The organism is Xanthomonas sp. WHRI 7064 (genome assembly GCF_040202355.2).
Taxonomy (GTDB): Bacteria; Pseudomonadota; Gammaproteobacteria; order Xanthomonadales; family Xanthomonadaceae; genus Xanthomonas; species Xanthomonas arboricola.
The window spans coordinates 4,178,979-4,197,430 of record NZ_CP167821.1 but is presented as its reverse complement, the minus strand read 5'-3'; the positions used below and the strand labels follow the sequence as shown (position 1 = coordinate 4,197,430).

Sequence of the window (18,452 nt, the reverse complement as noted above, 5' to 3'; positions counted from 1 at the left end):
CCGCTGTGTTCGTCGCTTGCACTGCCGCGGCCAGACTGCGGCAGGTCAGCCAGGTTGCTGCACACTAGGCCGCATCGCTGACGTCTCCCGTGCGCCGGCACCCTGATCCGGCGGAGCGCTGGTCTTCCATGCAGCCACTTCCTCACAACCCCACGCACGCCGTGCACCCGGCGGCCGTACCTTGGCGACGGCCGCTGGAGTGGTTGCGCCGGCAATTGCGCGCCAACGATCTGTGGTTCATCGGGCTGGCAGCCGTGGTGGGGCTGATCGCGGCGGCACTGATGGTGGTGCAGGCCGGCATGGCGCATGCGCTGCAGGCCTGGCTGTACGCGCTTGCGCCGGGCGAGCGGCTCAGTACCGCCGAATCGATCACCGCCACCCAGCTGCTGGTGTTGCCGTTGGGCGGCCTGCTGGTGGGCCTGGTGGCCTTGCTGGCGCGGCGGCGCAAGCGGCCGCTGGTGGATGCGGTGGAAGCCAATGCCCTGCACGGCGGGCGCATGTCGATGCGCGACAACCTGATCGTTGCGGTGCAGACGCTGCTGTCCAACGGCTTTGGCGCATCGGTGGGGCTGGAGGCGACCTATACGCAGATGGGCGCAGGCGCCGGTTCGCAGCTGGGCCGTGTCCTGCGGGTACGCCGGGCCGACATGCGCACGCTGGTCGGTGCCGGCGCGGCAGGCGCGATCGCCGGTGCGTTCGGGGCGCCACTGGCCGGTGCGTTCTACGCGTTCGAGATCGTGATCGGCGCCTATACGCCGTCGGCGCTTGCGCCGGTAGCTGCGGCGGCGCTGGCCGGCGCATTCATGGCCAACGCGCTCGGTGCCGCGCCGTATTCGTTGCCGGCGGCGGTCGCCTATCAATTGCAGCCGCGCGACTATGCGATCTACATCGCGTTGGGGCTGACCTGCGCGTTGATCGGCATTGCGGTGATGCGGCTGGTGGCCGGTATCGAACGCGCCGTGGGGCGGATCGAGCTGCCGCTCTGGGGGCGCCCGGTGGTGGGCGGGTTGCTGCTGATTCCGCTGGCGATGTATTCGCCGCAAGTGCTGTCGTCGGGACATGGCGCCCTGCATCTGGACCTGACCAGCAGCAGCACGCTGCAGGTATTGGCCGGTTTGCTGGTGCTCAAATGCATCGCGTCGGGCATCTCGCTGGGTTTCGGCTTCCGTGGCGGGCTGTTCTTCGCGTCGCTGTTCATGGGCTCGCTGGTGGGCAGCCTGTTTGCGGTGTTCCTGAACCTGCTCGTCGGCGCCGCGGCAGTGGACATCACCAGCGCCTCGTTGGTGGGCATGGCTGCGTTGGCGGCAGCCATTGTCGGTGCGCCGATGACCATGGCCATGCTGATCCTGGAGGGCACGCACGACTTTGTGCTGGCGAGCGCGGTGATGGTGGCGGTGCTGGTGGCCAATACCGTGGTGCGCCAGGTGTTTGGCTATTCGTTCTCCACCTGGCGCCTGCATCTGCGTGGCGAGAACATCCGCAGCGCACGCGACGTGGGGTGGGTGCGCAATCTGTCGGCCGGCAAGATGATGCGCAAGGACGCCAACCACACTGCGCACGACACCACGGTGAGCGAGTTTCGCCGGCGGTTTCCATTGGGGTCCACGCAGCGCGTGGTGCTGGAAGACGCCGCCGGCCATTACGCCGGTGTGGTGCCGCTGGCGGTGCTGTATGCGGACAACGTGCAGGCCGATGCGCCGGTGAGCGACTACGCCAAGCACCGCGATGCGGCATTGCTGGCAGACACCGACATCGTGGCGGTGATGAAGGTTTTCGATGCCACGCAGGCCGACGAGCTGGCGGTAATCGATGCACAACGCAAGGTGCTGGGCGTGTTGTCGGAAAGCTTCGTGCGCAAGCGCTATGCCGAAGAACTGGAAAAGCGCGAGCGCGAACTGATGGGCGAGCGTGTGCTCGGCGACGACTGAGCCACACGCTGCCGGCAGCGGCTGAAGCGACAGGGCGCATGCTGGCCCGGTAGATCTACCGCGTGCAGAAGGTGTCTCACGCAACGCCCTGCGCCCGCGACGCATGCAGCTTGCCATCGCCAGCGGCAGCATGCGATGCCAGCACGCAGCTTCCAGCAGCCTGTGCGTTGATGTTGCTCATGCATTGGCAGCGTTGCTCGGCTCGACGCGCGTGCGCAGCAGCGCGCCATCGGGTTGTGCAGACCGACCTCAGCGCGTTAGCATGCAGCCTCGTCCAGAGCGATTTCTTCCGACACATGACACCACCCTGACCTAAGGCATCACGCGCTCGCAGTTGCTGCGAAGGTCCAGGTGTTTGACGTTCATGTATTCGCGCCGTGTGTTTGCCGGTGCGCGGAGTCGTTTCAATGTCCAGAGTTTTCTCGTTGCGCCAGCAGTGGCTCGGCAACGTGCGTGGCGATGTGCTCGCCGGCATCGTGGTCGCGCTTGCGCTGATTCCCGAAGCCATTGCCTTTTCGATCATTGCCGGCGTCGACCCCAAGGTCGGGCTATACGCGGCGTTCTGCATTGCCGTGGTGACTTCGATCGCCGGTGGCCGGCCCGGCATGATTTCGGCCGCGACCGGCGCAATGGCGTTGTTGATGGTGGACCTGGTCAAGGAGCACGGCCTGCAGTACCTGCTGGCGGCCACCGTGCTGGCCGGCGTGCTGCAGCTGATCGCGGCGGCATTGCGCCTGGGCGCATTGATGCGCTTTGTCTCGCGCTCGGTGATCACCGGCTTCGTCAATGCGTTGGCGATCCTGATCTTCCTGGCGCAGTTGCCGGAGTTGGTCGGCATGCCATGGCCGGTGCATGCGGTGTGTGCAGCGGGCCTGGCCATCATCTATCTGCTGCCGCGCTTCACCACGGCGATTCCCTCGCCGCTGGTCGCCATCGTGGTGCTGACGGCGGTGTGCGCGTACTGGCACATCGACATCCGCAACGTGGGCGACATGGGCCGTCTGCCCGACAGCCTGCCGGTGTTCCTGCTGCCGGACGTGCCGCTGACGTGGGACAGCGTGCGCATCCTGCTGCCAGTGTCGACGACGCTGGCCGTGGTGGGCCTGCTGGAGTCGTTGATGACCGCGCAGATTGTCGAAGACCTCACCGACACCCCGTCGCAGCGCAACCGCGAATGCGCAGGGCAGGGACTGGCGAACCTGCTGGCTGGGTGCTTCGGTGGCATGGCCGGCTGCGCGATGATCGGGCAATCGGTGATCAACGTGCGCTCGGGCGGGCGCGGGCGCCTGTCGTGCCTGGTGGCCGGCGTCGTCCTGCTGCTGATGGTGGTGTATGGCGCGCCCTGGGTGCGCCAGATCCCGATGGCGGCGTTGGTGGCGGTGATGATCATGGTCAGCATCGGCACCTTCAGCTGGGGCTCGCTACGCGATCTGCGCACGCACCCGGGGAGTTCGTCGGTGGTGATGCTGGGCACCGTCGTGGTCACGGTATGGACGCACGATCTTGCCCGCGGCGTGCTGGCCGGGGTGCTGCTGTCGGCGCTGTTCTTTGCGCGCAAGGTCGGGCGCATGTTGCAGGTGCAGGCCAGCGAGCGTGACGACGGAGTGCGCGTGTATGCGGTGCGCGGCCAGGTGTTCTTTGCATCGGCCGGGCAGTTCGTGGCCAGCTTCGATTTCCCGGGCACGCCGCCGAAGGTGCTGATCGATCTGAGCCACGCGCACTTCTGGGACATCAGCGCGGTGGCGGCGCTGGATCGGGTGGTGCTCAAGCTGCGTGCGCACGGCGCCGAAGTCGAGGTGATCGGCGTGAATCAGGCCAGCGATACGCTGATCGAAACCTTAGGAACCCATCGGCGCGATGGCGCGCGCCTGCAGCTGGGGCACTGAGCCCGGCTGCTCGTGCGCGGCCAGCGCGTCCGTCGGCGCCGCCGCGTGGCGCGCATGGTCGTCCAGCAACGCGGACAGGCGACGATGGCAGTCGCGGAAGGCCAGCGCGGAGGCCGGCATGTCGCAGGCATCGAAGGTTCTGGCTTCGGCCTTCCAGGCGGCGAGCAGGTCTTTCAGGTCGCTGATCAGGCTCGGCATGCGGGTGACTCCGTGGGCGTTCTCATCACTACGGCCACCGGCGCCGGCCGGATGCAGTCGCGCTCGTTCGCCTCACGCGTGGCCGCACAGGTGCGCTGCCATCGTGCAGGACACACGTGCGCGTCACATCGGCGGGAGGAGGGTGACCGTGCGGTCTTTTACCGCTGGAGCAGACCATGAGCAACGACGAAAACGGCAACCGCGGCGTAGACGATCCGACCCCGCCCAATGGCATCAAGGCACCGGGCAGGGACAGCACACCGATCCAGGAAGGGCCTGCACAGGACAGCGAGATCGATGACGACGATGGCATCGAAGACCCGGTCGAGGACGATGACGACCTGGGCGCGGAAGACGACGAAGACGAAGACGACGACCAGTAGGCGCGTGGCAGCGTTGCACGTGGCCGTGCAACGCTGAACCCGGCAGAGGGCACCGGTTGCGCGGCATGTGCTGGCTGTGGCCGGCCATGCTGCCTAGACTTGCGGATTGCCCATTCCTGTGACATCCATGGACACCTCCCTGTCGCCATTGCCCAGCATCGCGCTGGGCCAGTACCGCCACTTCAAGGGCGGCCGTTATGAAGTGCTCGGCGTCGTGCGCTGCAGCGAAACACTGGCCCCAATGGTGCTCTATCGCCCGTTGGACAGCGACGTCGGTCTGTGGGTGCGGCCGTATGCGATGTTCGTCGAGCAGGTCGAGGTGGATGGCGTTGCGCGTCCCCGCTTTGCGCAGGTCGAGTAGGCGCGGCTTGGTCTGCACGACGTTACTTGGTTGTTGGCGAGTACGTTGGCAATGACCGCCGCCGATGCTGCGCCTGTCACCACGCCCGATGGCCGGTATCTGATCGTGCGTGGCCGGCTCTGGCGTACCGCCAACCCGCATCTGCGCGAAGACGTGCGTGCCGGGCTGGTCGGCGCCTTGATGGACGCGCGACGCGCGGTCAAGGCGGCCAAGCGCGACGAGGATGCCGGGCGGCTGGCTGCAGCGCGTGCGGCGGTCGATCGTGCCAAGACGGCGCTGGGAGAGCGCGGCCCGGTGTGGTGGAGCGATGGTGCCAAAGACTTCAATCGGCATCTGGTCAAGAACACGCCGTACGCGGACTGGTTTGCGGCGCTTGCCGCGCCCGAGGCCTGAGTGCGCGTTGCAGCGGGCCAGGCCTGCCGCCGCCTGCAACGACAAGGCCCGGGAATGCCGGGCCTTGTCTGCTGGATCGCACGCCCAGCGGTGTAGAGCGGCTGAGCAGGCTGCTGCGCTCAACGCCAGGTGGGTACGGCTGGTGCCCGACATCGGCAAGGGCCATTCGGACACTCCGATGCTGGACGCGCCATCCGCACCCACCTGACGCCTGCTCGCAACATGGTGTCAGCCGCTCTTGATCGACGTGGCTGGAGAAGCGGGCAGCCGCACTCAGCCCAGGTCGCAATTGCTCGGCTGCGGCCAGGTGGTGGCGGGCAGCATGGCCTTGACGGCGGCCGGTGCGGTGATGCCGATGGTGCTGGCGCCGTAGAGGTCTTCCAGTTCGTCGATGCTGACGATGTAGCTGTCCAGCGAACCGAGGTTGGCGCTGTTGGGAATCAGCCAGCTGATCGCGCGGGTGCCGCCGCCCGGGTTGGCAGTGATGATGGTCTTCCAGAAGAAGTCCGGGGTGCGGATGCCGTGGCTGCTCAGGAAGTAATCGTTGGTCGTGTCGCTGTAGATCACACCGCCGTAGACCTGCACGCTGGCGATGTCGCGGTAACACTCGGCCACGTTTTCGGCGCGCACCCAGATGCCCTGGTTGAAGCTGGACACCTGCGGCACGATGTTGGACATCAGGTTGGCGCGACGGATGTAGGTCGCGTTGTAGTCCATGTGGTTGGAGGTCACCAGGTGCCCGCGATCGTAGCCGGTGCGCACGCTGGCGTAGGAGGCGGTGGAGGTCTGGCCGGCGCAGCCGCTGGGCAGTTCGGTGTCCAGATTGAAACTGGACGGACGCGCGGCCGAGCCGGTATCGGCTTGCAGCACGTACTCGTAGCGCAACGCGGTGTGGTTGGTGCAGTCGTAGCGCAAGGTGTAGCCGCCCTTGTTGAGGGTGACGACCTGGGCGTTTGCGCTGGCACTGGCAGCGGTGAACAGCAGAACGGCGAAGAAAGTCCGGAAGCGCATGGGCAGTGAATCTCCTGGAAAATCAATCGGACGCACGACGCCACCGCCGGCTGCCGGGGGCAGATCGACGCTCAGCGGAACGCGCGCTGGAAGGGGGATAGTTGGCTCGCTTTTTTAGCGAGCGCGACAGCTATCGCATGCAAATGTTGCTTGGTGGTGACGTAGGCGTGAGGAATGTGCGGTCACGTCAGTTTTTCCGGCAAAACTGTGACCGGTCTCGCGCATTGAGCGGCATACGGACTGGCAGGCGATAAGCGCGTGGTTATGCCTGGAGCGTGCGGATGCCCTTCCGCGCCAGGGTTTTTGCGATGGCGCACAGCTGCGCCATCAGCAGAGCGCGGTTGCTGCTGTCGGACAACCGCCCGCGTGGAGGTCGGGGTACGCCGGCACCCGCGGTCAGATGGACAGCTGCGGGGGGTGCAGTCGCGAACACCGCGGGGCCGGTCATCGGCGCAAGATGCGCGTGGCTCGCCTTGAAACGGTGCCGGGCCTGCGCCGCGTTCGCCACCGGCGGACACAACAAACCCCCTTCTGCAGTCCATGCAGAAGGGGGCGTCAAAGACGTCGCGAGACGATACGCTCGGTCGACTATGCGACCTCTTTTTCCAGTTGCGGTGCGCTGGCAGGCTGCAGCTGGAACAGCGAGACCAGCTGGGTCAGGGTGCTGGACTGCTTTTCCATCGCCCGTGCCGCGGCCATGGCTTCCTCGACCAGCGCTGCATTCTGCTGGGTGGTTTCGTCCATCTGGATCACCGTCTGGTTGACCTGTTCGATGCCGGCCGATTGCTCGCTGGATGCGGCGGTGATCTGGCCCATGATGTCGGTGACCCGATTCACGCTGGCGACGATCTCGGTCATGGTGGTACCGGCCTTGTGCACCAGCACCGAGCCTTCGGCCACCTTGCCCACCGAGGCGTCGATCAGCTCCTTGATCTCCTTGGCCGCAGCGGACGAACGCTGCGCGAGAGTGCGCACCTCCGAGGCCACCACTGCAAAGCCGCGGCCCTGTTCGCCGGCACGTGCGGCTTCCACCGCCGCGTTCAAGGCCAGGATATTGGTCTGGAACGCGATGCCATCGATGACGCTGATGATCTCGGCGATCTTCTTCGAGGAGGTTTCGATGCCCGACATGGTGCCGACGACCTGGCTGACCACCTCGCCGCCCTTGGAGGCCACACTGGCCGCACTGCGCGCCAATTCATTGGCCTGCAGCGCGTGTTCAGCGTTCTGCCTGACGGTGGAGGTGAGTTCCTCCATCGAGGCGGCGGTTTCTTCCAGGCTGGCCGCCTGCTGCTCGGTACGCCGCGACAGGTCCTGATTGCCGGCGGCAATTTCACCGGCCGCGGTATCGATCTCCGACGAGGAATGCTGGATGCGCCCGACGATGTCGGTCAGGCGGTCCACCGTGGTGTTGGCATCGTCGCGCATGCGTGCGAACACGCCGGCAAAGTCGCCGTGCATGCGCGTGGTCAGATCGCCGCTCGCAATCGCCTGCAACACCTGCGACACCGCACCCAGGCTCTTGTCCGAGCTGCTCATCAGGTGATTGAGGTCGACCACGATCTGGCGGAAATCATGCTCGAACGCAGTCTCGTCGCCGCGTGCGCTGAAGTCGCCCGCCGCCGCGGCCGATGCCAGCCGCTTGATCTCGCCATTGATCGACAACAGGCTGGCCCGCACATCGTTGATCGATTGACTGATCACCGCCTTCTCGCCCGGCAACGGCTCCAGCTGCTGCGACAGGTCGCCGGCGGCATAGCGCTCGGTCAATGCGACGATCTGCATCGTCACCGCGATATGGCTGGACACCAGCGCGTTGCTGGCCCGCACCATGCTGCCGAATTCGCCGGGGAATTCCTGCTCGGCGATACGGTGACTGACCATGCCGGCTTCATGCTTGTCGCCCATGTCGGTCTGCGCCTGGATCACCCGACGCAGCTGACGCTGCATGCTGTCCATCGCCTGCAGCAGCTGGCCGACCTCGTCGTTGCGGTCGATCGAGATGCTGTTGTCCAGTTTGCCCGACGACACCGCATGCGCAATGCCCACCGCACGGTGCAGCGGCTGCGTGATGGCGCGTGCCACGATCCAGCCGAAGGCGATGCACAGCACCGCACCGACCAGACCCAGCACCAGCCCGCCGATGCTTGCCGCCACCGAGCTGTCCACCGCTTCCTGCACGGTGCCGCGGAAACGTGCATCGGCACGCTTCTGCATGGCGGTCAGGGTGGTGCGATAGGTTTCCAGTGCCGGTGCCATGGCGCTCATCTGCGCCGCATCCGGTTCGCGCTGTTCCACGAACGCGGCGGCCACGCCGTGCGCCAGGCTGTAGTACTGATCAAACTGCTTGCCCAGGCCTGCCAGTTCCTTTGCATTGGCGGGATCGGATTTCTGCAGTTTCACGTAGGAGGCGTGGATCTCGTCGGCCACCGGCTTGGTGGCCGCCAACATGTCGGCATCGCCGGCGGCAGCGGCGCCGTTGAGCCCGTTGATGAGCTTGTCCAGCGCAGCCACATTGCGTGTCATGGCGTCGAGCATCGGGAAATGCACGTCGCGTACCGCTTCCAGGCGGTCGTTGTTGCGGTGAAAGACCAGCGTACTGAAGGCCACATAGCTCGATAGGCAAAGGATCGCCACCGCGGCCGGCATCAGGATTTTCCAGAACAACGGTAGCGACAGGATGCGTCTCATGACTTGAGTCTCGAGCAGGTGGCGGGTCACGGCTTCAGGACGACCTTGACGCTGGCGTCGACTGCGCTGGCACTGATGTAACCGATGGCGCCGGGCGTGGCGGCAACGGCCTTCTTGACCGCATCGTCGCCACTGACACGTTTGGGACGCTGCGCCTTGCCGGTGAACATCAGCTGCGACCAGTACGACTTCAGCTGTGCCGCGTCGCGTGAGGCTACTTTCTTGTAGAACTCATCGCGGGTGGCGACGCCTTCTTCCTGATCGATCGGTACCGCCGCGCCGCCACCGGGCAGGCTGTTGGATTTGGCCAGGAAGATCTGCGACACCTGCGCGGCGCTGAGGCTGTCCGGGCCGCCCTTGGCCGACATCACCACCACGACATCGGCATTGGCGCAGAACGCGCTCAGCGACAACGCGGCAAGCAGGGAGACTGCAAAACACTTGGAAATGGTCATGGGGGCTCTCTTAGAACACGAAGTCGACGGAGGCCGACAGCAGGTTGTAGCTGCCGCCCGGACGGAAGCCCGGCTGGATGTTGTTCAACGATCCGAACGAGCCCGCGTTGTTGTTGATGTGGCTGGCCTGCAGCTTGAATGCGACGCTTTCACGCGCGTCCCAACGCAGCGATGCGGTAAAGCTGTGACGGCCGCTTTCGGCCTGCGCCAGTGCGCGCGTCATCACGCCGACCGGATCCTGGCCGGCCGCGATGGTCGGGCCCTTGCGATCGACGTTGGCATAGGTGATCGACGGCGTCAGCGTGCCGAAGCGACCGCCGACACTGAGATAACCGGAGGTGGTCTTGCCGTTGAGCGAGGGCGAATAATCGGCGCGGATCACTTCGCTGCGCAGGAACCAGCTGCCCGGATCGTAGGCGTAACCCAGGCTGGCAAAGCTGCCGTCCACGCCATAGGTGGTCAGGCGATCGGCCAGTGCGGGATTGATGCGCTGATAGACCGAGAACAGGCGATCCAGCGCCGGTGTATCGAAATCGGTGGTGCCCACAATGTAGGCGGCGCGGAACGTGGACGCACCCGATTCCAGGCCCAGCGCCAGGCCGCGCATGGCGTACACATCAGCCTTCTTCGAATTGATGCGGCCGTAGAAGCCCTGCACGCTGACCACACTCTCGCCGGCGTTGATGGTGTACACGCCTTCGACGCCGTCCATCGGCAGCAGGTAGTTGTAGACCTCGTACGGCGGACGCACCCACGGGGTGGCGTAACCGACGCGCTGGTACTCGGACAGCATGTACAGCGGCGCAGTGATGCGGCCCAGGCGCGCGGCGAACTGCGGGCCGAACTGATACTTCACATGCGCCAGCGTGACCTTGGGATCGTAATCGCCGCGTTCGGCGTACTCACTTGTCACCTGCAACACGCCGGTGAACTTCTCGGTGAAGTTGGCATTGACCTGGCCGGCGATACGCGAGTCCGGACGTGCCGAGGTGGAGTGGCTGGCACCGGCACCCTCCACGGTCTGGATGTCGGGCGTGAAGTCGGCCTGGTCCTCGGTCGAATGCACCACGCCCAGCGTGCCGAAGCCGCTGAAGGAAAACATCGAGTCCTGCTGCGCGTAGGCGCAGGTCGACGACGCCAGGGCGATGGCGCCACTGAGAAGCTTGACGGTCAATTTCATTGAAAATCTCGGCTGAGTGGGTGATGGACGCAGCGCCATGGGAAGCGCGCGGGCAGAACGGTGATGAGCGTCGCAACGCCCTGGATTGCGGTAGCGGCCGTCTGCATCATTGCTTTAGCGAGATTTTTACAACTTGGAAAAACCGGTTAAGAAATCAAAGCACCACAAGAAGTGGACGATAGTTACGCCCTATCGAGGCGCGTGATTTAGGTGTTTGAAACAGCTAAAATGAATATCTGCGGACATAATCGTCCGCATCGCGGACCTGCCGAGGATGAGCGCAGCCGGTGAAGAGCGAGGTAAAGAAAAATCCCTATTTTTCAGGGAAAAATCGATAGAGATGCGTTTGCTCCGAAGTGCGCGCGCAATAAAAACGCCATGCACTGGCGAGCCAGGCCTGGCGGTCTTTGAATTATTTTCAGTAGGCGCGCCAGTTACTTATCGCCAGTGCGATGCGGCCGGCGGAGATTTTGCTTCGGCTGCATGCAGACGCGACGCGATACAACCGGCAAGTTACTGGAAACGTTTACTGCTGCCATGTCGGAAGTTTCACCACCACCTTGATCTCGAAGCGGAAGCCGGCCAGCCAGGTCACGCCCACTGCGGTGACGGTGGGGTAGGGCGCCGGGCCCCAGTAGCTCACCCACTTGTCCCACATGGCCTCGAACACCACGTCGGGGTCGAGCATGAACAACGTGACGTCGACGACGTCCTGCGTGCTGCAGCCGGCTGCGGCGAGGATGGCATCGAGATTGGCGAAGGCACGGGCGATCTCTGCCTCCAGCTCCGGTTCCGGCGAGCCGTCTTCGCGGCTGCCGACCTGGCCGGCGACGAACAGCAAGCCATCGGCGCGGACTGCCGGCGAATAGCGGTGGCGCTCGTACAGCGCGTGCCGCCCCTGCGGAAAAACTGCCTCACGTGTTGCCATGGTGACCTCCATCGGGTGGCGAATCGGAACAGGCAGGCAGCGTAGGTGCTTGCCTGCGCGCGATAAATCGGCGATGCCGACCATCACTGTTTGTAGAATCCAAACAATCTTGGAGTCGGGAGTGGCGATGGACCGGTTCGACGCGATGCAGGCGTTTGCGCGGGTGGTGGAGACCGGCAGCTTCACCAAGGCGGCCGAGACCTTGCACATGAGCCGGGCCAGCGTGACCCAGCTGGTGCAGCAGCTGGAGGCACGCCTGCGCGTGAGGCTGCTCAACCGCACCACGCGGCGGGTGCATGTCACCGCCGATGGCGCGGCGTACTACGAGCGCGTGCTGCGGCTGCTGGCGGACATGGACGATGCCGAGACCAGCCTGTCCGATGCATCGGCGCTGCCGCGCGGGCGCCTGCGCGTGGATGTGCCCAGCCCGCTGGCGCGCCTGATCCTGATGCCGGCACTGCCGGCCTTTCATGCGCGCTATCCGGATATCCAATTGGACATGGGCGTGAGCGACCGCCGCGTGGACCTGATCGGCGAGCACGTGGATTGCGTGGTGCGCGGCGGCACCATCACCGATCAGTCGCTGATCGCGCGCCGCGTGGGCGACCTGCAGGCGGGCGTATACGTGGCGCCGGCGTATCTGCAGCGGCTGGGCACGCCGGCACATCCGCGCGAACTGGAAAACACCCGGCACCGCTGTGTCGGCTTCATGCGCTGGCGCAGCAGCAAGACCGTACCCTATGTCATGCAGCGCGGCAGCGAGGCGGTGCATCTGCAAGGGCGTTACGTGGTGGCGTCCGACGACGGCAACGCCTATCTGGCCGCCGGGCTGGCCGGCATGGGCGTGCTGTGGTTGCCGGTGTACATGGCCAGGGCGCATGTGGCCAGTGGCGAACTGGTGCCGCTGTTCGAGGACTGGCGGATGGAGCCGATGCCGCTGTCGATCGCGTTCCCGCCCAACCGGCATGTCAGCGCCAAGCTGCGTGTGTTCATCGAGTGGGTGAGTGCGTTGATGGCCGAGCATGCGCCAGTGGGAGCGCCGGCGCTGCGCTGAGCGCGCTGCGTGGCGTGGCTGATGTGGTCGTGATCGTGCACGACAGACACGGGGGCACGCGCGCATGATGGAGCGCGCAGTGCGTGGTGAAGCATCCTGTCTGCCGGCATGCAAGCGACGTTGCTGCCGGTATCGATGCCGATGCGGTCGCCGTTGCCGTCGCCACGGGCCTTGCGCAATGCGCGATACGAAAGAGGGTCAAGCCGCATTGCCGATCCCACAGCGTGCAATCGGCAATGCGCAGGGTCACTCCGCCAGTTGGCGCCGCACCGGATAACGCCAGCCGGTGATCGCCGCATACGGCGAGCGCGCATAGATCCATTGCAGCCGCGCATCGCCATCGGCGCGGAATGCTGCATCGTCTGCGAGCTTGCGTTCGAAAGCGGCGCGCAGGGCGGCGTCGCTGCGCAGCACGCGCTCGCTGAAATCCACCAGCTCGGCGCCGTACAAGCCGCTGTCGGGGCTGCCGGCATTGCGGAAACGCCCGCTGGCCAGTAACGAGTCGCTGCTTTGCGGCTCCAGTAGCGCCGCTGCCAGCATGCGCATCGGTTGATCGGCAGGCACGCGGACGCTGCCGGCGGCGAAGGTTTCTTCCACGTGCTCGGCGTGCGGCGTTTGCGTGCCTGCATCCTTCACTACGCGGATCTGCTGCACCTGGATCTGGCGCGGCTGCTGCAGGCGTTCGTAAGTGATGCCGTGCGCCTTGAGCAGTTCCACCACATCGTCATTGCCGGGTGGGATCCACCAGGCGAGCGGGTAGCGCACCGCCTGGGTCTGGCGGTAGCCGATCACCGGCATGGTCCAGGTTTCATCGCGACCCTCCCAGCGCAGTTCCTGCCGCCCGGACACCGGCGACAACGCGCGGGTGTAGCTCACGCCCTTGAACGGCACCTGGGCGATCGGCTGTTGCAGGCGTTCCCAGGCCACCATCAGTTCCTGCGGGCGGGCGGCGCGATCGGCGCGTTTGGCCGCATCGATGTTGCCTGCATCGCGGGCAACCACGCGCAGTGCTGCTTCCAGCAGCACATAGTCGCCCAGCACGCGCTGCCGGTACGACTTCAGGCGATGGTTCTCCACCAGCACGGTGGGAATGCCGGCGAAGTCGCCATACCCGGTGGAATAGCGCGGGCCTTCCGGCGCGTAGCGCAGGCCCGAGCGTGGCTCGTCTTCGTCGATCAGGCTCGGGTAGATGGCCGGTTCGTGGCCCTGTTTGCGCAATGCGGTATTCACCGCCGGCGTAAAGCGTTGCTGCAGCCAGTCGGCAGTGGCGCGCGAGCGCGCATAGGTGCCCCAACCGGCGAAGGTAAAGGTGATGTCGTACTGGTGATCCAGTCCGCCGCTGACATGCAGGTCGATGTAGAGCGCCGGATCCAGGCGATGCAGCAACGCGACCATCGCGCGCGTTTCCGGCGCTTCCAGGGTGAGGTAGTCGCGGTTGAGATTGATGCCGCGCGTGGTGGTGTTCCAGCCCATCTGCTGCGGGCCACGCAATGCGGCGCCGATTAGCGGGCCGCGCTGCTCGTGACCGTCGGCATTGAAGATCGGCACGAACACCAGATCCACCTGGTCGAGCAGGTGGTCCTTGCCGCGTTGCGCGATATCGCGCAGCAACATCAGGCCGGCATCCTTGCCATCGATCTCGCCGGCGTGGATGCCGGCCTGCGCCAGCACCACCGGCTTGCCGGGCGCGCCCTTGTGCGCGCGGACCAGCAGCAGGTCGCGGCCCTCGCTGCTCTTGCCGAACACCTCCAGCGACAGCAGCGGCGAGGCGGCGACCAGGCGTTCCAGCCACGCGCGCGTCTCGTCATAGCTGGGGGTGCTGGCGAAATCGTTGCGCTCTGCCGGGGTGCTCCACGGATCGTCCGGTGTGACGATCAACGCCTCGCTGGCCCCATGCCAGGCACGTACCGGTGGCAGCGGCGCGCTGGTATCGATGGACTGCGCGCTGGCCTGTGCGGCGCTGAACAGGGTTGCGGCGAGCAGGCCGGCAGCGGCACGTGTGGTGCTGCGGCTGGCAGGTCCGGCGGCGTTGCCGGAAGCGGGTGCGGGAGGGGGCGAGGCGTGCGGGGCAGAGGGGCGCGTATCGGAAGTCATGTGGGACGTACGGGATCTCGATTGAGGGGAGAACGTGGCAAGGCTTGCTGCTCCTGGGTGGTTGCGACGGCAGCGGCAGCGGCGGCGGCGTTCGACGGGCGCGATGCCGCATCGATCTATTGCAGCGGACTGCGTGGGTCGGAGGGCTGGTCATTCCCTGGGCGAGGGTCGCGCGGCGCAGGGAGTTCCTGCCTCCGGCGCTGCAGCAAGCAGCAGGACATTTTCGTAATACAGTAACATTTGACGGGCCGCGCTCGCGTCGACGGTCGCGCAGCAGCACTTGGCAGCCAGCTTCCTGTGGTGCTGTCGCCCGAGCGGGATAACACCGCGCGTTCGCCGCTCCGGCTGACATTTGCGCGGCGTCGCCCGGTCCACTGCAAGCGTCAAACGCAATGTGATAACGTATCATTTCGTTAAAGCCATTGCCCTGCCATGCTTTCCAGTTCTCAAGCCGCCCCCGCCATCTCGATCAGCAACCTGCACGTGGCCTACCGCGGCCGCGCCGTGCTGCAGGGGCTGGATCTGCAGGTCGCCCCCGGCAGTGTCTACGCCTTGCTCGGTGGTAATGGCGCCGGCAAGTCCTCCACGCTTTCCAGCTTGCTCGGCTTCGTCAAACCCACCTCCGGCAGCCTGCGGGTCGATGGCATCGACCCGGTCGCCGACCCTGGCGGCGCGCGTGCGCGGCTGGCCTATCTGCCGGAAAACGTCGCGCTCTACGAGCACCTGAGCGCGCTGGAAAATGCCGACTATTTGCTCGCGCTGGCCGGCCAGCGCCGCGGCCAGGCCGAGATCGGCCAGGCGCTGGCCGCTGCCGGCCTGCAGCGTGAGGCCTGGCGCCAGCGGCTGGCGGGCTTTTCCAAGGGCATGCGCCAGAAGGTGGCGATCGCGGTTGCCACGCTGCGCCAGGTGCCGGTGTTGCTGCTGGACGAGCCCACCTCCGGCCTGGACCCGCGCGCCATTGGCGACTTCAACCGGCTGCTCGGCAGCGTGCGCGAGCGCGGTGGCGCGGTGCTGATGGTGACGCATGACCTGCTCGGCGCAGTGGATGTCGCCGACCGGATCGGGTTCCTGGAACACGGGCGCATTGCCGAAGACATCGGTGCCGGCGACAGCGGCTTCGACGTGCGCAGCTTGCATGCGCGTTTTGCGCGTGCGCAGGATCGGGCTGCATGAGTCCTGTGCTGCTGGTCGCGCGCGAAGAACTGCGTTTCATGGCGCGCAACCGTTCCGCTGCCATCGGTGTGGTGCTGCTGATGCTGCTCACGCTGGTTGCGGCATTGACCGCCGCGCATCATCAGCGCGAGGTGGCCGAGTTCCGTGCGCGCCAGCAACTGGCCGCGCAGCAGGCCTTCGAAGCGCAGCCGGACCGCCACCCGCATCGGGTGGTGCATTACGGCCACTTCATCTATCGCCCGTTGCCCGCGCTGGCCGCCTTCGATGCCGGCGTGGACGCGTTCACCGGCAACAGCATGTTCCTGGAAGGTCATCGCCAGAACACCGCCAACTTCGGCGATGTGCGTCAGAGCTCGCTGCTGGTGCGCTTCGGCCAGCTCACCCCCGCGTTCGTGTTGCAGGTGCTGGCGCCGCTGCTGCTGGTATTTCTCGGCTATGGCGCGGTGGCGCGCGAGCAGGAGACTGGTACCTTGCGTGCGCTGTTGCTGCAGGGTGCCACGCGTGGGCAATTGTTCGGCGGCAAATATCTCGCACTCGCGGTGGTGGCCGCTGCCTGCCTGTTGCCGGCCCTGGTCGGGTTGCTGCCGATCGCGTCGTTGCCGGGTCAGGCGCTGCGGGTCGCGCTGCTGGTGCTGGCGTATGCGGTGTATCTGCTGGTGTGGTGCGCGCTGGTGCTGTCGGTGTCGATGCTGTGCCGGCGCGGCCGCGATGCGTTGCTGGTGTCGCTGGCGGTGTGGGTATGGCTGGCCCTGCTGGTGCCGCGCGTGGCGCCGGATGTGGCCAGTGCGGCGTACCGCCTGCCGACGCGGTTGGAGACCGATGTGGCGATCCAGCGCGACCTGCGCACGCTCGGCGACAGCCACAACCCGGATGACCCGCACTTTGCGCAGTTCAAGCAGCAGACGCTGGCGCGCTATGGCGTGCAGCGGGTGGAAGAGCTGCCGGTCAACTACAAGGGCCTGCTGGCGCTGGAAGGCGAGCGGCTCACCGCGAGCCTGTTCGAGCGCTATGCCGCGCGTGATTCGGCCATCCAGCAGCAACAGAATCTGTTGGTGCGCACGTTCGCCCTGTTGAGCCCCACGGTTGCGCTGCGCGAGCTGTCGATGACGCTGGCAGAAACCGACCTGCGTGCGCATGAGCGGTTTCTCGCCCAGGCCGAGCGTTACCGCTACACGCTAGTGCAGCAGCTCAACCAGCTGCAGGCCGATGCGGTAAGCATGGCCGACGACACCGCGCAGGATGCCGGTGCCGACCAACGCAAGCGCATCTCCTCCGCGCATTGGCATGCGATCCCGGTGTTCGCATTCCAGCCGCCGGCCACCACCGAGGTGCTGCGCGCCGCGGGCGCGGCGCTCGGCCTGGTCGGTGCCTGGCTGCTGGCGGCGCTGTGCATGCTGGTGGTGGCCGGCCGGCGTGTGGGAGTGGCGCGCTGATGCTGCTATGGAAATACGAACTGCTGCTGTTGCTGCGCGCACGCGCCGCGCTGGCCGGCTTGCTGTTGCTGGCGGTGTTGACCGTGTGCAGCCTGCTCTCCGGCCAGCACCTCATCGCTGCGCAACGCGCCAACATCGCGCGTATTGCAGCGCTGCAGCAGGAGGACATCGCAGCGGTGCAAGACTATGTGGCGCGCTCCAACGACGCCGGCAGCGCGGCCTACTACAGCTTCCATCCGACCTGGGATGTGCCCACGCCACTGGCATTTGCCGCGGTTGGCATGCGCGATGTGTCGCCGTACATTTTGCGTGTACGTGCGCTGGGCCTGGAAGCGCAGATCCACGATGGCGATAGCTACAACCCGGAGCTGGCACTGGCCGGTCGCTTCGACTACGCCTTCGTGCTGGTGTTCCTGCTGCCGTTGTTCGTGATCGCGCTGCTGTTCGATCTGCGCTCGGGCGAGCGCGAGGCCGGGCGTGCGCGCATGCTCGCCGCATTGCCGGGCGCGGGCACCGCGTTGCTGGTGCGGCGCGTGGCGGTGCGTGCAGCTGCGGTGCTGGTGTGTCTGAGTGTGCCGTTTGTGATTGCCGCAACCCTCAATGCGGTGCCGCTGCTGCAGCAGCTCGCGGTGCTGGCATTGACCTGCGCCTATCTGCTGTTCTGGGTGCTGCTGTCGGTGCTGGTCGGGCGCATCCATTGGCGCCCTGCCGCGCATGCCACCGCCCTGGCGACCTGTTGGGTGGTGCTGGCGCTGGTTGCACCGGCGTTGGCGCATGTGGCAATCAACCAGGCAGTGCCGGTCAACCAAGGCAGCGAGATCGCGCGGCTGCAGCGCGAAGCGGTCAACCACGCCTGGGATATTCCGCGCCAGGACACCATGCGGGCCTTCTACGCGCAGAACCCGCAGTGGGCGGACTCGGCGCCGCTGACCGGCGCGTTTCATTACAAGTGGTATTTCGCCTTCCACGAAAACGGCGACCAACAGGTGGCCCCACAGGTCGCAGCGTATCGCCAAGGTTTGCAGCGACGCGAAGCGCTGGCGCAGCGTGTGGCCGGCGTGTTGCCGCCGGTGGCGTTGCAGGCCGCGTTGACGCGCCTGGCAGACACCGATCTGCGCGCGCAACTGGCGTACCAGGACCGCATCCGCGCCTACCACCAGGCACTGCGGACGTTCTATTACGGCTATCTGTTCCGCGACCGCCCGTTTACGCGCGACGACTTCGGGCGCGCGCCACGTTTCGATGCAAGCGCCGATCCTGCGTCATAGTGGCCGCTGCGTGTCA

Annotated in this window: 16 protein-coding genes and 1 other RNA gene; 10 read left to right on the top strand and 7 right to left on the bottom strand. The window is 66.1% G+C overall.

What is annotated here, in order from left to right; translation table 11 throughout:
- Positions 1 to 128 precede the first annotated feature (128 nt).
- Both ABQY74_RS17835 and ABQY74_RS17830 read left to right on the top strand, forming a co-directional pair.
- Positions 129 to 1,928 carry a chloride channel protein gene (locus ABQY74_RS17835; RefSeq protein WP_104624080.1) on the top strand — a complete coding sequence of 600 codons (1,800 nt, stop codon included), beginning with the start codon at positions 129 to 131 and terminating at the stop codon, positions 1,926 to 1,928.
- Between the two features lie 407 nt (positions 1,929 to 2,335).
- Complete coding sequence (locus tag ABQY74_RS17830) at positions 2,336 to 3,814, top strand: SulP family inorganic anion transporter (RefSeq protein WP_209024034.1); 1,479 nt, start codon at positions 2,336 to 2,338, stop codon at positions 3,812 to 3,814.
- Here the strand turns inward: ABQY74_RS17830 and ABQY74_RS17825 are convergent.
- Positions 3,767 to 4,012: a hypothetical protein gene (locus ABQY74_RS17825; RefSeq protein ID WP_039525069.1), complete on the bottom strand. Its 246-nt coding sequence runs from the start codon at positions 4,010 to 4,012 to the stop codon at positions 3,767 to 3,769. The genes ABQY74_RS17830 and ABQY74_RS17825 overlap by 48 nt on opposite strands.
- 176 nt (positions 4,013 to 4,188) lie before the next feature.
- Between ABQY74_RS17825 and ABQY74_RS17820 the strand changes: the two genes are divergently transcribed.
- The 4 genes from ABQY74_RS17820 to ABQY74_RS17805 all read left to right on the top strand — a co-directional run bounded on the left by ABQY74_RS17820 (position 4,189) and on the right by ABQY74_RS17805 (position 5,383).
- A complete protein-coding gene (locus tag ABQY74_RS17820) occupies positions 4,189 to 4,395 on the top strand; it encodes a hypothetical protein (RefSeq protein WP_104574653.1) in 207 nt (68 codons plus the stop codon).
- 127 nt (positions 4,396 to 4,522) lie between these two features.
- The gene (locus tag ABQY74_RS17815) at positions 4,523 to 4,756 is read left to right on the top strand and encodes a DUF1653 domain-containing protein (RefSeq protein WP_104574651.1); all 234 of its coding nucleotides are present in this window, start codon (positions 4,523 to 4,525) and stop codon (positions 4,754 to 4,756) included.
- A 51-nt stretch (positions 4,757 to 4,807) separates the two neighbouring features.
- A complete protein-coding gene (locus tag ABQY74_RS17810) occupies positions 4,808 to 5,149 on the top strand; it encodes a hypothetical protein (RefSeq protein WP_104574649.1) in 342 nt (113 codons plus the stop codon).
- 157 nt (positions 5,150 to 5,306) lie between these two features.
- Positions 5,307 to 5,383, top strand: a non-coding RNA gene (locus ABQY74_RS17805) — sX9 sRNA.
- A gap of 39 nt (positions 5,384 to 5,422) precedes the next feature.
- Here ABQY74_RS17805 and ABQY74_RS17800 read toward each other — a convergent pair.
- From ABQY74_RS17800 to ABQY74_RS17780, 5 genes are all read right to left on the bottom strand, one after another.
- Complete coding sequence (locus ABQY74_RS17800) at positions 5,423 to 6,160, bottom strand: DNA/RNA non-specific endonuclease (RefSeq protein ID WP_039518674.1); 738 nt, start codon at positions 6,158 to 6,160, stop codon at positions 5,423 to 5,425.
- Between the two features lie 588 nt (positions 6,161 to 6,748).
- Positions 6,749 to 8,881: a methyl-accepting chemotaxis protein gene (locus ABQY74_RS17795; RefSeq protein WP_349792543.1), complete on the bottom strand. Its 2,133-nt coding sequence runs from the start codon at positions 8,879 to 8,881 to the stop codon at positions 6,749 to 6,751.
- Positions 8,878 to 9,306 carry a substrate-binding domain-containing protein gene (locus tag ABQY74_RS17790; RefSeq protein WP_024938495.1) on the bottom strand — a complete coding sequence of 143 codons (429 nt, stop codon included), beginning with the start codon at positions 9,304 to 9,306 and terminating at the stop codon, positions 8,878 to 8,880. The genes ABQY74_RS17795 and ABQY74_RS17790 overlap by 4 nt, the downstream gene beginning before the upstream one ends.
- A 10-nt stretch (positions 9,307 to 9,316) precedes the next feature.
- On the bottom strand, positions 9,317 to 10,486 hold the full coding sequence (locus ABQY74_RS17785; RefSeq protein WP_047129429.1) for a hypothetical protein: 1,170 nt from the start codon (positions 10,484 to 10,486) through the stop codon (positions 9,317 to 9,319).
- Positions 10,487 to 11,012: 526 nt separating this feature from the next.
- The gene (locus ABQY74_RS17780; RefSeq protein WP_126968767.1) at positions 11,013 to 11,414 is read right to left on the bottom strand and encodes a Rid family hydrolase; all 402 of its coding nucleotides are present in this window, start codon (positions 11,412 to 11,414) and stop codon (positions 11,013 to 11,015) included.
- A gap of 127 nt (positions 11,415 to 11,541) precedes the next feature.
- Between ABQY74_RS17780 and ABQY74_RS17775 the strand changes: the two genes are divergently transcribed.
- Complete coding sequence (locus tag ABQY74_RS17775; protein ID WP_372469952.1) at positions 11,542 to 12,468, top strand: LysR substrate-binding domain-containing protein; 927 nt, start codon at positions 11,542 to 11,544, stop codon at positions 12,466 to 12,468.
- A 246-nt stretch (positions 12,469 to 12,714) separates the two neighbouring features.
- On the opposite strand, the gene ABQY74_RS17770 is transcribed toward ABQY74_RS17775, so the two are convergent.
- Positions 12,715 to 14,562: a M14 family metallopeptidase gene (locus ABQY74_RS17770; protein WP_372469951.1), complete on the bottom strand. Its 1,848-nt coding sequence runs from the start codon at positions 14,560 to 14,562 to the stop codon at positions 12,715 to 12,717.
- A 432-nt stretch (positions 14,563 to 14,994) separates the two neighbouring features.
- Between ABQY74_RS17770 and ABQY74_RS17765 the strand changes: the two genes are divergently transcribed.
- The 3 genes from ABQY74_RS17765 to ABQY74_RS17755 are packed head-to-tail and all read left to right on the top strand — an operon-like array spanning position 14,995 to position 18,436.
- Positions 14,995 to 15,735 carry an ABC transporter ATP-binding protein gene (locus ABQY74_RS17765; protein ID WP_349792537.1) on the top strand — a complete coding sequence of 247 codons (741 nt, stop codon included), beginning with the start codon at positions 14,995 to 14,997 and terminating at the stop codon, positions 15,733 to 15,735.
- Positions 15,732 to 17,168, top strand: a complete 1,437-nt coding sequence (locus ABQY74_RS17760) for a DUF3526 domain-containing protein (protein ID WP_016900947.1) — start codon at positions 15,732 to 15,734, stop codon at positions 17,166 to 17,168. Before ABQY74_RS17765 ends, ABQY74_RS17760 begins: the two co-directional genes overlap by 4 nt.
- Positions 17,168 to 18,436 (top strand): DUF3526 domain-containing protein, encoded by a 1,269-nt coding sequence (locus tag ABQY74_RS17755; RefSeq protein WP_104555275.1) that lies wholly within the window; start codon positions 17,168 to 17,170, stop codon positions 18,434 to 18,436. Before ABQY74_RS17760 ends, ABQY74_RS17755 begins: the two co-directional genes overlap by 1 nt.
- Positions 18,437 to 18,452 lie beyond the last annotated feature (16 nt).